The sequence below is a fragment of the Thioalkalivibrio sp. ALE22 genome (assembly GCF_000381445.1).
Taxonomy (GTDB): domain Bacteria; phylum Pseudomonadota; class Gammaproteobacteria; order Ectothiorhodospirales; family Ectothiorhodospiraceae; genus Thioalkalivibrio.
The window spans coordinates 264,082-277,261 of sequence record NZ_KB906499.1 but is presented as its reverse complement, the minus strand read 5'-3'; the positions used below and the strand labels follow the sequence as shown (position 1 = coordinate 277,261).

The 13,180-nt window shown below is 67.8% G+C and carries 11 protein-coding genes; all 11 read left to right on the top strand.

The annotated features are described in order from the left end of the window. Nucleotides 1-15 precede the first annotated feature (15 nt). The 11 genes from F793_RS0101335 (at nucleotide 16) to F793_RS0101285 (ending at nucleotide 12,706) form a co-directional block, all read left to right on the top strand. Nucleotides 16-537 carry a chemotaxis protein CheW gene (locus tag F793_RS0101335; RefSeq protein WP_018866668.1) on the top strand — a complete coding sequence of 174 codons (522 nt, stop codon included), beginning with the start codon at nucleotides 16-18 and terminating at the stop codon, nucleotides 535-537. Nucleotides 538-557: 20 nt separating this feature from the next. Next, on the top strand, nucleotides 558-1,337 hold the full coding sequence (locus tag F793_RS0101330) for a ParA family protein (protein WP_018881872.1): 780 nt from the start codon (nucleotides 558-560) through the stop codon (nucleotides 1,335-1,337). A gap of 26 nt (nucleotides 1,338-1,363) precedes the next feature. Next, complete coding sequence (locus tag F793_RS0101325; protein WP_018881873.1) at nucleotides 1,364-3,610, top strand: methyl-accepting chemotaxis protein; 2,247 nt, start codon at nucleotides 1,364-1,366, stop codon at nucleotides 3,608-3,610. 20 nt (nucleotides 3,611-3,630) lie between these two features. Then, a complete protein-coding gene (locus F793_RS0101320; protein WP_018866665.1) occupies nucleotides 3,631-4,452 on the top strand; it encodes a protein-glutamate O-methyltransferase CheR in 822 nt (273 codons plus the stop codon). Continuing rightward, nucleotides 4,452-5,075, top strand: coding sequence for a chemoreceptor glutamine deamidase CheD (gene cheD / locus F793_RS0101315; RefSeq protein WP_018866664.1), 624 nt, complete (start codon nucleotides 4,452-4,454; stop codon nucleotides 5,073-5,075). Before F793_RS0101320 ends, cheD begins: the two co-directional genes overlap by 1 nt. Next, nucleotides 5,076-6,155, top strand: a complete 1,080-nt coding sequence (locus F793_RS0101310; protein WP_018866663.1) for a chemotaxis response regulator protein-glutamate methylesterase — start codon at nucleotides 5,076-5,078, stop codon at nucleotides 6,153-6,155. It abuts the gene before it with no gap. Nucleotides 6,156-6,166: 11 nt separating this feature from the next. Then, complete coding sequence (locus F793_RS0101305; protein ID WP_019592763.1) at nucleotides 6,167-7,366, top strand: methyl-accepting chemotaxis protein; 1,200 nt, start codon at nucleotides 6,167-6,169, stop codon at nucleotides 7,364-7,366. 99 nt (nucleotides 7,367-7,465) lie between these two features. Next, a complete protein-coding gene (locus tag F793_RS0101300) occupies nucleotides 7,466-7,771 on the top strand; it encodes an STAS domain-containing protein (protein WP_018866661.1) in 306 nt (101 codons plus the stop codon). A gap of 8 nt (nucleotides 7,772-7,779) precedes the next feature. Next, nucleotides 7,780-9,558, top strand: a complete 1,779-nt coding sequence (locus F793_RS0101295) for a SpoIIE family protein phosphatase (protein ID WP_018881875.1) — start codon at nucleotides 7,780-7,782, stop codon at nucleotides 9,556-9,558. Next, entirely contained in the window at nucleotides 9,555-11,849 is a 2,295-nt protein-coding gene (locus F793_RS0101290) for a bifunctional diguanylate cyclase/phosphodiesterase (RefSeq protein WP_018881876.1), read from the top strand. The genes F793_RS0101295 and F793_RS0101290 overlap by 4 nt, the downstream gene beginning before the upstream one ends. Before the next feature lie 137 nt (nucleotides 11,850-11,986). After that, complete coding sequence (locus tag F793_RS0101285) at nucleotides 11,987-12,706, top strand: SDR family NAD(P)-dependent oxidoreductase (protein ID WP_018881877.1); 720 nt, start codon at nucleotides 11,987-11,989, stop codon at nucleotides 12,704-12,706. Nucleotides 12,707-13,180: the final 474 nt, after the last annotated feature.

The following is a 13,180-nucleotide window of genomic DNA, read 5'->3' as shown; positions in this document are numbered from 1 at the left end:
AAGGAGCCCAACGCAATGGCGAACGACGCAACCCAGTCCATCCACGACCCCGCCACCGCCGGCGAGGACCAGTACCTCACCTTCATCCTCGCGGAGGAGGAATACGGCGTGGACATCCTGCGGGTGCAGGAGATCAAGGGCTGGGAGCGGCCCACCCCGCTGCCCAATGCCCCGGACTACATCCGCGGGGTGATCAACGTGCGCGGGATGATCGTGCCGATCATCGACATGCGCCTGCGCTTCGGCATGGAACCGATGGAATACGGCCCGACCACCGTGGTGATCATGCTGCGCGTGATCAACGAGGACCGCGAGCGCGTGATGGGGATCGTCGTCGATGCCGTGTCCGAGGTCTACAGCGTGGGCGCGGACGACATGCAGCCGGCCCCCGACTTCAATACCCGCATCGGGATCGACTTCGTACGCGGCCTGGCGACGGTCGACGACAAGATGATCCTGATGCTGGACATCGACACCCTGCTCGGCCCGGGCCTGATTGCCAGCACCGACGCCATCGAAGCGGAGGCCACGGCGTAGCCGGGGGCTGCCGGGGAACCATGCGGACCATCGCGGTGATCAACCAGAAGGGCGGCGTCGGCAAGACGACCGTGACCCTGAACCTGGCGCATGCCCTGGCCCTGGCCGGGCATCGGGTGCTGGCGATCGACGCCGACCCGCAGGGGCATCTCTCCATGGCCTTCGGGCTGGAGGACCCGGCCGGCCTGGATCAGGTCCTGCAGGGTGGCGCGCGCCTGGAGGACGCCTTCAGCGAAGCCGGGAACGGGCTGCAGATCGTCGCCGCCGGGGAACAGCTACAGGAGGTCGAGAACCTGAACGAGGGTGGAGCCGCGCGTGGCTGGCGCCTGCAGAAGGCCCTGGACCGGCTGGAACAGCCCTTCGATTTCGTGCTGATCGACTGCCCGCCGTCGGCCGGCCTGTTGGGCATGAACGCCATCATCGCCGCCGACGAGATGCTGATCCCGGTCGCCGGAGACTTCCTGGCCCTGAACGGGCTGTCGCGATTGATGCGCATCCTGCAGGGCATCGAGGCGCGCCTGGGTACGAGCCGTCGCAAGTGGATCGTGCTGTCGCGCTTTGTCGAACAGCGCCGCCACGCCCGCGAGGTGCGCGAGCGCATCCGCGAACACTTCGCCGATGCCCTGCTGCCCACCACCATCCGCGAGTCGGTGGTGCTGGCCGAGAGCCCGAGCTTCGGGCAGACGATCTTCGAGTACCAGCCGCGCCATCGCGCGGCCGCGGACTTCCAGCAACTGGCCGCCGACCTGATCGCGGCCGGGGCACCAACCAACACCCGCCCGACGGCGGCACACGCCTGAGCCGCAAGCCAGGGAGAACACGGGCCATGACCACACGCAAACGCAACAAGCTGGGCAACGACCCGCTGGGCTGGATGGACCCATCCAGCGCGGCCCGCGAACCGGGCTCCGACGAGGCCCCGAGCGAGCGCCCGGCTTCGGACGAAGCCGCCCCCGAAACCAAGTCCGGCCCGAAAACCGAGACGCCGAAAACCAACAAACCCGCCCGCCGCCGCACCTCGGCCGCGCGTCATACGAACAAGCCAAGCGAGGACACCCCCATGGCCGCCAATCCGCAAACCGACGCCCCAGAAACCGACCCGAACGAGATGATGGACGGCCGCTTCATGCGTGCCGCCTGCGAGGGGTCGCAAATGGCGGTGATGATGTGTGACGACGATATGAACATCATCTACGCCAACGAGGCGGTCGTCAGTCTGCTGCGGAAACGCCGCCACATCCTGCAGCAGCACTTCCCGAGCTTCGATCCGGACAACCTCGTGGGACAGTCGATCGACCAATTCCACAAGGACCCGTCACATCAGCGCGCCATCCTGTCGAACCCGGCACGCATGCCCTACACCGCCGAGATCGAGGTCGGTGGACTCGAATTCAAGCTGCAGGCATCCGGGATCACCGATGACAACGGCAGGATCATCGGCAGCATGGTCGAGTGGCAGGACGTGACGGAATGGAACGAGGCGGACCGCGAGCGCGCGCGCTTTGCGGCCGCGATCAACGGCGCCTCGTCCTCGCTCATGATGTGTGACGAGAACATGACCATCACCTTCGCCAACGCCGCCCTGACCGCGATGTTCCAGAAACACCGCGAGGCCTTCACCAAGGCGTTTCCAGGCTTCGACCCATACAACATGGTGGGTCAGTCCATTGACCAGTTTCACTCGGTCCCGTCGCATCAGCATTCCATCCTGAAGGACCCGTCCAGGCTGCCGTACGAAACCGAAATCAGCCTGGGCGACCTGCGCTTCTGGATTAACGCGACCGCGATCATCGACGACGACGGCAATTATGCCGGCAACATGCTGGAGTGGCGGGATGTCACCGAGATGCGGACCGCCGAGGCCGAGATCGATGCCCTGATCCGCGACGCGGCAAGCGGCAACCTGGGCGAACGCCTGGAGACCGAGCGCTACAGCGGATTCACCCAAAGTATCGCCGAGAGCCTGAACGAGCTGCTCGACGCCGTCGTCCCGCCGGTGCGCGAGGGCTCTCGGGTGATGCAGGCCATGGCCGAGGGCGATCTGAGCGTGCGCATGCAGGGCGAGTTCCGCGGCGAATTCGCCGAGTTCCGCGACGCCATCCACACCTCGCTGGAGAACCTCGACCAGCTCGTGGGGCAGATCCTCGAAGGCGCGGGCAACGTCCGTTCGGCCTCGGCCGAGATCGCCCAGGGCAATACCGACCTGTCCCAGCGCACCGAGGAACAGGCCTCCTCGCTGGAGGAGACCGCCTCGTCAATGGAAGAGATGACCTCCACGGTCAAGTCCAACGCGGACAACGCCAAGCAGGCCAATCAGCTCGCCAGCGCCGCCCGCGACAAGGCCCAGGAAGGCGGCGAGGTGGTCGACAAGGCCGTGACCGCGATGGGCGAGATCAACCAGTCCTCGAAGAAGATCGCCGACATCATCGGCGTGATCGACGAGATCGCATTCCAGACCAACCTGCTGGCACTGAATGCCGCCGTGGAAGCCGCCCGCGCGGGTGAGCAGGGCCGCGGCTTCGCGGTGGTCGCCACCGAGGTGCGCAACCTGGCCCAGCGCAGTGCGCAGGCCGCCAAGGAGATCAAGACCCTGATCAACGACTCGGTGGAGCGCATCGGCGAAGGCAGCAAGCTGGTCGACAACTCCGGCAAGGCCCTGGAGGACATCGTCGACTCGGTGAAGAAGGTCTCCGACATCATTGCCGAGATCGCCGCGGCCAGCGAGGAGCAGTCCACCGGCCTCGACGAGATCAACAAGGCCGTGACCCAGCTCGACGAGGTGACCCAGCAGAATGCCGCCCTGGTCGAGGAGGCCGCGGCCGCCAGCGAATCCCTGGACGACCAGTCGCGCGAACTGCTGGAGCTGATGAGCTTCTTCAAGGGCGAGCAGGCCGCGGCCGCCGGGCAGGCGATGAGGCAGCCGAGTGCCCGTCCAGCCCCGGCGGGCGCGCCCGCCCAGAGCGGCGCCTCCGCGCTGAAGCGGCCCACCTCTGCCAGTGGCAACGCCGCCAGCAAGCGCCCGGCCCCGGCCCCCTCGCGCCAAGAGGCCTCCGAAGAATGGGAGGAGTTCTGAGGATGGAGGCTCGATGCTAGATGGCCGCCTCCGATCGCCTGAGCGAGCGCGACTTCCGGCGCGTGGCGCGCCTGACGCAGGAACGCACCGGGATCATGCTCAACGAGAGCAAGAAGGAGCTGGTCTTCAGCCGGCTCTCGCGGCGGCTGCGCGTGCTCGGCCTGGATGCCTTCGACACCTACCTGGACCGGGTCGAGGGGGGCGACGAGGGCGAGCTGGAGCAGTTCATCAATGCCCTGACCACCAACCTGACCGCGTTCTTCCGCGAACCGCACCACTTCGAGATGCTGGGCGGCCCGGTGCTGGAGGAGCTCCGGCGGGCCAACCCAACCGGCCCGCTGAAGGTCTGGTCGGCCGGATGCTCCACCGGCGAGGAGCCCTACTCCATCGCGATGACGCTGGCCGAGGCCCTGCCGTCGCCGGAGGATGTGCGCATCCTCGCCACCGATATCGACTCGCGCGTGGTCGCCCATGCCGATGCCGGGGTGTATGACGCCAAGCGCGTCACCGGCATCCCGCAGGCGCGCCAGAAGCGCTGGCTGCTGCGCGGGACTGGCGCCAACGAGGGCCGGGTCAAGATCCGCGACGAGCTGCGCGCCATGCTGAACTTCCGCCAGCTGAACCTGTTCGACCCATGGCCCATGAAGGGCCCGCTGGACGTGATCTTCTGCCGCAACACGCTGATCTACTTCGACAAGCCGACACAGAAGCAGCTGGTGGAACGCTTTGCGCAACTGCTGCGCCCGGAGGGCTACCTGTTCATCGGGCACTCCGAGTCGCTGTTCCGCGTGACCGAGGACTTCCGGCTGCTGGAGCAGACGCTGTACCGGAGGGCGGCCTGATGTCCGCCCTGCCGCAGCTGCACGATGGCGCCTTCGCGCACATCAATCGCTACTGGGACCGGGTGCACGCCTGCCCGGCCGCGAAGCTGTTGCCGGGGGAGTGCTACGTCTCGGTCTCCCCGACCGAACTGATCACCACGGTGCTGGGCTCCTGCGTGTCCGCCTGCGTGTGGTCGCCTACGGCCGGCATCGGCGGCATGAACCACTTCATGCTGCCGGACGGCGCCCGTAACAGCGGCTGGGGACCGGCGGTCTCCAATGCCACGCGCTATGGCACCCATGCGATGGAGTTCCTGATCAACGAACTGCTGAAGCTGGGCGCGGAGCGAAGCGACCTGCGCGTCAAGATGTTCGGCGGCGGCCGCGTAATGGCCGGGATGACCGACGTCGGTGCCGGCAATATCACCTTCCTGCGCCGCTTCCTGCGCGAGGAGAACCTGGACCTGGTCGCCGAGGACGTCGGCGGGCATTGGCCGCGCAAGGTCGTCTTCTTCCCCGCCACCGGGCGCGTGCGCATCAAGAAGCTCGTGGCCCTGCACAACAACACCCTGCTCGAGCGTGAGCAGGACTACCGCCGCCGACTGCAGGACGATCCCTTGCAGGGCGACGTGGAGCTGTTCTAGATGCCTGCCAATGCCAAGCCCATCCGCGTTCTGGTCGTCGACGACTCGGCCCTGATCCGCAAGCTGCTGACCGAGATCCTGTCGCAGGCCGCGGACATCGAGGTGGTCGCCGCCGCCTCCGACCCCTATGACGCGCGCACGAAGATCAAGCAGCACGAACCCGACGTGCTGACCCTGGACGTGGAGATGCCGAAGATGGATGGCATCACCTTCCTGCGCAATCTGATGCGCCTGCGCCCGATGCCGGTGGTGATGGTCTCCTCGCTGACCGAGGCGGGTGCGGATGTGACCCTGGAGGCGCTGGAGGTGGGCGCGGTGGATTTCGTCACCAAACCCAAGATGGATGTCTCGCATGCCCTGCAGGACTACGCCGACGTGCTGATCGACAAGATCCGCACCGCGGCCGGCATCCGCCTGCAGGCCCGCAGCGCGACCCCGGCAGCAGCGCCGCAGCGGCTCGCCTCCGCGGGCGCGGCGCGCTTTCGCACCACTGACCGGGTAATCGCCCTGGGGGCCTCCACCGGGGGTACGGAGGCCCTGCGCGAGGTGCTCACGGCCCTGCCGCCGGACGCGCCGGGCATCCTGATCACCCAGCACATCCCCTCCGGCTTCAGTCGCGCCTTTGCAGAACGCATGGATCGGAACACCGCGCTCAGCGTGAAGGAGGCCGAGGACGGCGACATCGTGATGCCCGGGCATGCCTACGTCGCCCCGGGTACCGACTACCACCTGCGTCTGGCGCGGGACGGCGCCCGCTACGTCTGCCGCCTGGACCGCAGCGGCCCCGTGAACCGTCATCGCCCCAGCGTGGACGTGCTGTTCAACTCGGCCGCAGAACAGGCCGGGGCCAACGTCATGGCCGCCCTGCTGACGGGCATGGGTGACGACGGGGCCCGCGGGCTCAAGGCGCTGCGCGAGGCCGGGGCCCACACCATCGCCCAGGACGAGAGCACCAGCCTGGTCTGGGGTATGCCCGGCGAGGCGGTCAAGCTGGACGCCGCCGACCAGGTGCTGCCGCTGGGCCGGATCGCCGCCGCGCTGATCCGCGATCACCGCAAAGCCGCCGCAGCCGGCGAATAGGAGCCACCGGAATGGACCACCGTATGCAATGGCTGACCCGTGACATCACCCAGAAGGGGCTGGCGCTCAGCCTCGCCGTTTTGCTCCTGCTCGGGGCGATCCTCGCCGCACTGAATGGGGCCGGCTGGATCGCTCTGGGGGCCGCAATCCTGGCCGGACTGGCGGCCCTGATCACCGCAGGCGCGTATCTGCGCGGGCCGGCCCCGGCGGCCGAATCCAGCGCGGACATGACCGCGAGCCAGCCCACCGGCGGCGGCGAACTCTCCGACGCACTGGACCAGGCGATGCGCTTCGAGCTGGACCAGCTGGAGGCGGAGATCGGCCGCCAGCGCGGGCTGATCGCCGATGCCGTGCAGGACCTGGGCACCAGCTTCAACGAGATGCACCAGATCGCCGGCCGCCAGATGGAACTGATGACCAGCGATGTCGCGCGAGAGGGCGCTGACGGGCAGGGTATGACCCACGCCGAGGTCATCACCGAACTGACGCGCAAGTCCGACGAGACCCTGCAGATGTTCATCGACACCCTGGTGCAGATCAGCCGGCAGAGCGTGGAGAGCGCCCACCACATGGAGGACATGAGCCAGCACATGGACGGGGTGTTCAAGCTGCTGGACAGCGCCGGCGCGATCGCCGGGCAGACCAACCTGCTGGCGCTCAATGCCAGCATCGAGGCGGCGCGGGCCGGCGAGGCCGGGCGCGGCTTCTCCGTGGTCGCCGAAGAGGTGCGCTCGCTGTCCCAGCGTTCGGCCACCTTCCACGACGATATCCGCGCGCAGATCGACCAGGCCCGCGAATCGATCAAAAAGGTCCACGGGACCGTACACGACATGGCCTCGCGCGACATGAACCAAAGTATGGGCGAGAAGGAACGCATCACCCGGTTGTTCGCCTACGCGCAGCGCGCCACCGACGAGCTCGAGGACCGCATCCGCGAGGAGGCCGAGCTGAGCGAGCACATGAACCAGGCGGTCGCGACCGCCGTGCGCTCGCTGCAGTTCGAGGACATCGCCCGCCAGTCACTGGGCACCGCGGAGGAGGCCGTGGCACATCTGCAGGAGCTGCGAAGCATCCTGCACGAGGCCCGCTCTACCGAGGACGCGCGGGCCATGGCCACCCGCGTGCGCGAATGGCGCGAGCGCCGCCAGGAGACCTATCACCGCGCAGTCAACCAGCAGAACATGGGCACGGGGGATGTGGAATTGTTCTGAGGTTTTTCCGTCGAACCCCCGCGTACCCGATCGCGAATCCCGGGGCCGCGTACCAACTCTCACCGGGCATGAAGCCCGCCACAGCGCCAGGAACCGCATATGAGCATCGAGCAGTACACCTCCGACGACGGCAAGGAAGTCCGCATCCGGGTCAAGGGCCGGTTCGACTTCGAGCAGCACCAGGATTTCCGCGCCGCCTACCGCGACACCGGCGGGACCGGCGTGCGCTACATCGTCGACCTCGCCCATACCGAGTACATGGACAGCTCCGCACTCGGCATGCTGCTCCTGCTGCGCGAACACGCCGGCGGCGAGTTCTCCGACGTCAGCATCACCGGTGCCTCGGAGGGCGTGCGCAAGGTACTGGACATCGCCAATTTTGGCCGCCTGTTCCGCATCCAGTAACCGGCCCCGTGGACGACACCGCCCCCGAGCCGCGCTCGACCCCGCCCGGTGACCTGATCTCCGGCGAAGGCCGAGTACTGGTCGCCGACGACGACCCGCACAACCGGCGACTGCTGCGCATGATGCTGGTGGGCGCCGGCTACGAGGTGCGCGAGGCCTCGGATGGCCGGACGGCCCTGCAGGCCTGCCGGGAGCAGGCACCCGACCTGATCCTGATGGACGTGATGATGCCGGAGATGGACGGCTACCAGGCGACGTCCCGGATCAAGGCGGAGATGGACGCGCACTTCATCCCGGTGATCTTTCTGACCGCGCTGGACGACGAAAACGCGCTGCTGCGGGCGATCGAATCCGGCGGCGACGACTTCCTCAGCAAGCCGCTGAACCTCGCGATCCTGAAGGCCAAGATCCACGCGATGGAGCGCCTGCGCGACCTGCACACTGGCCTGCAAAGCCGCAACGCCGCCCTGCTGCGCGCCCAGGCGCGCCAGGCCTGGGAGGAGGAAACCGCCGAGACCCTGTTCTCGCGCGCCATCACCCGCCGCAACCGCGGGCTGGACCGACTGCAGCTCTATCGCTGCGCGGCCTCCACCTTCAGCGGCGACGTGGTGCTGTCCGACTACACGCCCGACGGAGCCCTGCGCGTGCTGGTGGGCGACTTCACCGGCCACGGGCTGAGCGCGGCGATCGGCGCCTACCCGGTCAGCGAGACCTTCCACACCCTGACAGAGGCCGGCGTGGACGACCAGGAGCTGCTGCACGAGCTGAACCATGTGCTGCACGATTTCCTGCCGCCGGCGATGTTCATGGGGGCGCTGCTCGCCACCTTCTCCGCGGATGGCCGCCAGGTGCGTCTTTGGAATGGGGGCATGCCGGATGCCTGGCTGTGCAATACCCGCCAGGACCGGGTCCGGCGCATCCAGTCCCAGGCGATGCCCCTGGGCATCCTCGACCGGCTGGACCTCGACACCGGGGCGCGCAGCTACGAGCTCGACGACGGCGACTGGCTGACGCTGGTCAGCGACGGCGTCCTCGAAGCCACCGACATCGCCGGAACGGCCTTTGGCGAGGACGCGATCTTTCGCCACTGCCAGGCCAGCGAATCGGCCGGGACCGCCTTCGAGCGCATCCGCAAGGCACTGGATCTCCACTGTGGCGATCAGACCCCCGCCGACGACATGACCCTGGTCACCATCGACTGCAGCCCGGCGGTAGTGACCGAGAGCGAACGACCGCAGAGCCGCGAGCTTCGGGGCACGCTGCGCTGGTCCCTGGAGGCCAGCGACCAGCGCCTGGCCGAAGTCGACCTGGTCGGCGCGGCTCGCAACCAGCTCCGCGAATGGCTGCCGGATCTGGGCGGGGGCCACGCCGAGGCCCTGCAAACCGTGATTGCGGAGCTGTGCAACAACGCCTTTGAACACGGCGTGCTGCGGCTGGACTCCGGCATGAAGGCCACGGTGGAGGGCTTCGAGCAGTACTATCGCCAGCGCGCCGCGGCCCTGAGCGACATCCGCGGCCGGATCGCCCTCTCCCTGCGCTACCGCCCGCTGGATGGTCAGCACTGCATCCGCATCCGCGTGCGCGACAGCGGACCGGGCTTCGACCACCAGCGGATCCAGGAAGCCCTGGAGGGCCGCGGCGACCAGCGCCTGTGGGGGCGCGGACTGACTCTGGTGCGCCAGCTGTGCGAACAGGTGCGCTATCACGGCAGCGGCAACCGGGTCGAGGCGGACTACCGCTGGCAAGCGGACCCCGACGCCCAGCGCGAATCCGGCGATACGCCATGACCTGCGCCCTGGAGCCCCGTCAAAGCCCCGCCCCGCTCGATCTGGTGAACGCGCTGAGCGAGGCGATCCTCTTCGTCACGGCCGACGGCACCGTACGCTACGCCAACCCGGCGGCGGAACGCCTGTTCGGCACCACCGCCTGCAGCCTGGACGGCCGCAACCTGGCCCGCCTGATCACGCCGCGAGACCCGGCCTTCGACCTGCACGAGCGGCTGCGCGAGGCGACCCGGGCAGAGGGCTGGATCCCGCGGCGCGACCCGGTGGACCTGGTCCGCGAGGACGGCCGGCCCCGTCCCGCCCTGATCGACATCGGGACCTGCCAGCACGCCCAAGAGCCGCTGCAGTTCGCGGTCCTGCGCGAACAGCGCGCGGACCGACCGGACGACACACCGGAGCAGGCCGAACACCTGCGCGAGGCTATCGACCTGCTGACCCATCAGGTGCAGGAACGCATGCGCGCCGAGCAGGCCCTGCAGGACAGCCATCAACGCTTGCTGGCCGCACAGCGTGTGGCCCGCATCGGCCACTGGGACCTGGACCTGGAGACCGACGAGGTCCACCTCTCGCCCGAGGCAAGCAAACTCTTCGGACATGGCGACCAGCCCCGCACCCTGACCCGCGAGGCCCTGGTGGAGGCCACCCATCCGGATGATCGCGCCGCGCTGGCATTCGCCCTGCTGCGCCTGGCCAACGGCCAGACCCACCGCTTCTCCATCCGGCATCGCCTGCTGCTGCCCCACGGCGAAGAACGCTACATGCTGGCCGAAGGCGAACGCGCAGAGGAGACGCCCACGCGCATCCTCGGCATCCACCAGGACCTGACCGAGCGCGAGAAGACTGAACAGGCCCTGTTCAAGCTGGTGAATTTCGACGCCCTGACCGGCCTCCCCAACCGGACCGGGCTGCGCACCCGCCTGCGCGCCACCCTCGACGAGGCCGAGCGCCAGGGGGAACCACTGGCGGTACTGCTGCTGGACATCGACCGCTTCACCTCGATCAACAGCACCCTGGGACACGACACCGGGGACGCCCTGCTGAACGCACTGGCACAACGGCTGCAGCATCAGTTGCAGCCACGCGACACCCTCGCACGACTGGCCGCGGACGAATTCGCCCTGGTCCTGACCGCGATCGCGGACCCGGCCGAGGCCCGTGATCGCGCGCAGGCCATCCTGCAACACTGCGCCGAGCCGTTCGCCCTGGGGGATGGCCAGCATGTGGCGACGATCAGTGCCGGCGTCAGCCTGTTCCCGCAGGATGCACGGGGCAAGGACGACCTGCTGCGCCATGCCACCAGCGCCCTGCACGATGCCAAGAACGCCGGCGGCAACACCTGTCGCTTCTACACGCAGAGGCTGAACACCCAGGCGCGCGAGCAACTGGAAATGGAGCAGGGGCTGCGCACCGCGCTGCGCCAGAGCGAGTTCGAGCTCCACTATCAGCCGCAGACCGGCCTGAATCGGGGTGACACGGTCGGCATCGAGGCCCTGGTCCGCTGGCGCCACCCGGAGCGCGGGATGATCTCGCCGGCGGATTTCATCCCGCTGGCGGAACAGACCGGGCTGATCGTGCCGATCGGGGACTGGGTGCTGCGCACCGCCACGCAACAACTGGTGGAATGGGACCGCAAGGGCCTGCCGGCGCTACGCCTGGCGATCAACCTCTCTGCGCGCCAGTTCGCCGACCCCAACCTGCCCGAGCGCATCCTCGAGACGCTCCAGGCAGCCGGGATCGCCCCCGAACGCCTGGAGGTGGAGGTCACCGAGAGTGTCCTGGTCGAGGACATCGACGCGGCCGCGGCCATGCTCCAGCGCCTGGTGCACCTCGGGGTGTCGGTGGCTATCGACGACTTTGGCACCGGGCAGTCGTCCCTGCGCTACCTGCGGCGGCTGCCGCTGACCACGCTGAAGATCGACCGCGAGTTCATCTGGGGCATCGGCAACGACCCGGACGACGAGGCCATCACCCGCGCCATCATCGGCCTGGGCAAGACCCTCAAGCTGCGGGTGCTGGCCGAGGGCGTGGAGACCGAAGCGCAGCACCGATTCCTGCGCGAGATGGGCTGCGACGAGGTACAGGGCTTCCTGCTCGGCCGCCCGATGCCGGCCGCCGACCTCGAACGCGATTGGCGCGAACGCGCCCGTACGCCGGGGTCGATCACTTTAATCCACCACGAAGCACACGAAGGCACGAAGAAGGGCAAGGGCGGTTCACAGGAAGACGGGAAGTCTGGAAGGATTTTGGTGGGTACTGGATGGGCGGCCGAGGCACATCCGAGAAGTCCGGCATAGCACGAGGGTGTCATCCCATATCCCTCTTCCGGTCTTCGCATCTTCCTGTGCAAACGCTTTTGACCTGGCCCTTCTTCGTGCCTTCGTGCGCTTCGTGGTAGACAATTCAGACATTCGGAATCTCGAAGGAGAGCGATATGCAGGACGGCCGTTTTGGTTCGGCGCTCGTGACCGGCAACTCCAGCGGGCTGGGCCTGGGGCTGACCCGGGTACTGCTGGAACAGGGCGCGAGGGTCTACGGCATGAGCCGTCGCGGCTGCCCCGAGGCCGGGGTCAGCGGCGACGAGCGGGTGGACCTCGGCGACTTCACCGCCACCGGGGCCGCGATGGAACGCCTGCTGCAGGGCGTGGACTCGCTGGACCTGGTGGTGCTCAACGCGGGACTGCTGGGCCACATGCAGCGCATGCAGGACGCGCCGATGGACGAGCTGCGCCTGCTGATGGACGTGAACACCTTCGCCAACAAGGTGATCCTCGACGCGCTGCTGAAGCACCGCGTGCGGGTTGGCCAGATCATCGCCATCTCCTCCGGCGCCTCGGTCTCCGGACATGCCGGCTGGAGCGGCTACTCGCTCTCCAAGGCGGCGCTGAACATGATGATGCAGCTCTACGCCCACGAATTCCCGGAAGAGACGGCGATCAACGCCTTCGCCCCGGGCCTGGTGGATACTGCGATGCAGGACTACCTGTGCGACGAGGCCGACCGCGAGAGCTTTCCGGTCCTCCAGCGCCTGAAGGCCGCGCGCGGCACCCGCGACATGCCCAACCCCGAGGACGCCGCCCGCGCCATCCTCGACGCCCTGCCCCGCCTGCACCAGACCACCCGCGGCAGCTTCGTCGACATCCGCCAGCTCTGATCTGTCGCCCCTTTTTGTCACCACGAAGCTCACGAAGGCACGAAGAAGGGCAAGGTCAAGGGCAATCGCACCACAGAGGCCACGGAGGACACGGAGGAAAGCGACAGATTCCCCAGGGGGCAGGAGGTGTTGAGCGCAGCGAAACGCATCGGGGGCGGGCCGCTCCACGGGATCGATGCGTTTCGCTGCGCCCATCTGCATCCCACCCGCTACAAAACCGCCCCCGCCTTTCTCCGTGTCCTCCGTGCTCTCTGTGGTGAAAATGCCTTTGCCCTTCTTCGTGCCTTCGTGAGCTTCGTGGTCAATCCGCTTTTGACCTGGCCCTGCCTCGTGGAGCCGCGGCTGCCCCACCGGCGTGCGGAAAATCGGCGCTGCAGCGCCAAAAAAAGTTCATGGAGGGGCGTTGGATTTCGCCGGGGATGCGGCGTATAGTCGGAGACGTGATTCGTGGTTGAGCGGCAACACTAGGAAGTT

Coding starts and splice junctions, on each gene's coding strand:
- F793_RS0101285 (WP_018881877.1), top strand. CDS start 11,987: ATGCAGGACGGCCGTTTTGGTTCGGCGCTCGTGACCGGCAACTCCAGC.
- cheD (WP_018866664.1), top strand. CDS start 4,452: ATGTCCGCCCTGCCGCAGCTGCACGATGGCGCCTTCGCGCACATCAAT.
- F793_RS0101335 (WP_018866668.1), top strand. CDS start 16: ATGGCGAACGACGCAACCCAGTCCATCCACGACCCCGCCACCGCCGGC.
- F793_RS0101305 (WP_019592763.1), top strand. CDS start 6,167: ATGGACCACCGTATGCAATGGCTGACCCGTGACATCACCCAGAAGGGG.
- F793_RS0101330 (WP_018881872.1), top strand. CDS start 558: ATGCGGACCATCGCGGTGATCAACCAGAAGGGCGGCGTCGGCAAGACG.
- F793_RS0101310 (WP_018866663.1), top strand. CDS start 5,076: ATGCCTGCCAATGCCAAGCCCATCCGCGTTCTGGTCGTCGACGACTCG.
- F793_RS0101300 (WP_018866661.1), top strand. CDS start 7,466: ATGAGCATCGAGCAGTACACCTCCGACGACGGCAAGGAAGTCCGCATC.
- F793_RS0101290 (WP_018881876.1), top strand. CDS start 9,555: ATGACCTGCGCCCTGGAGCCCCGTCAAAGCCCCGCCCCGCTCGATCTG.
- F793_RS0101325 (WP_018881873.1), top strand. CDS start 1,364: ATGACCACACGCAAACGCAACAAGCTGGGCAACGACCCGCTGGGCTGG.
- F793_RS0101320 (WP_018866665.1), top strand. CDS start 3,631: ATGGCCGCCTCCGATCGCCTGAGCGAGCGCGACTTCCGGCGCGTGGCG.